Here is an 878-nt window from a genome sequence, read left to right as displayed (position 1 = left end):
TCTTGGCTTTGATAAAATCTCTGTGCCTCTTTGAATTGTTCGGATAGTACTGAACCTTCTACAGTGGCTTTTGTTTTCATGAAAAAAAGCAAATGTTGTAAAGAGCTTTATTGGTTAGATCTTATTTTAGGCATATCTTTGTATTTAGAGGCTACAATTTTTCCATACAATTTACGTTTTTGTATTTCTATAAGAGACTCTTCGTTATCGCTTAAACTTCTGATCATTTGTAGCTTTGCATATTCATTTTGGATCATGGCTGACATGCTCTTGATGCGTGTTTGCAGCTCGAAAACTTCTTTCAGATCTGTTGTTTTATTTATCTTATCTAAGAAGACGTCTATTTGTTTAAATCGGTTCTCTGCGTCTTGGAAAGTTTGCAAACTTACAGCTTTTTCGATAATTCCACTATATTTAAGACGCGTATTAATTATTTCGCGTATCTTATAATACGGTAATTCCTGGAAGCTGGTCCTTTTCTCTTCGAGAACAATTTCACGAAAAAATTTTCTAAATTCCCCAACACTTACGACTTGGTAGTTTTCCCGTGTTTTTGGGTAGATAGAAGACAAAAATCGTAAGAAATAACTAAAACTCTCTCCTGTTATTAGTGTTGACATTCTATTTCCTGTTATAGACTGAAGAATTTTTTCCGTGTTTTTGATCTGGTTTTCGTTTGCTATAATGTGTTGTTTTAACAAATTAATAATTTCCAGATATTCTGCGTTTGAAACAGGGAGAGGACTTTGAACAGTTGAACCTTGAGTCCCAGAACCCCAACTAAGGTTAGACGTTAGAGTTAAATTTATCATTCCCCAAATGGTAATCATTCCTGTTATAATAAATCGCTTTTTCATATATTTGCTCGCTTGATTTCG

General features: G+C 33.7%; 1 protein-coding gene. It reads right to left on the bottom strand.

Annotated elements, in window-relative coordinates; genetic code table 11:
* Window positions 1-107: 107 nt before the first annotated feature.
* Window positions 108-878, bottom strand: a 771-nt coding sequence (locus ACFIJK_RS09385) for a type IV secretion system protein (protein ID WP_375627600.1), incomplete at its 5' end; no start/stop codon positions are given.

Origin of the sequence: Bartonella sp. PS17NMGDW, from assembly GCF_042193555.1 — a bacterium.
In the GTDB taxonomy this organism is placed as follows: domain Bacteria; phylum Pseudomonadota; class Alphaproteobacteria; order Rhizobiales; family Rhizobiaceae; genus Bartonella; species Bartonella grahamii.
This window is presented reverse-complemented; position numbering and strand designations above follow the sequence as displayed.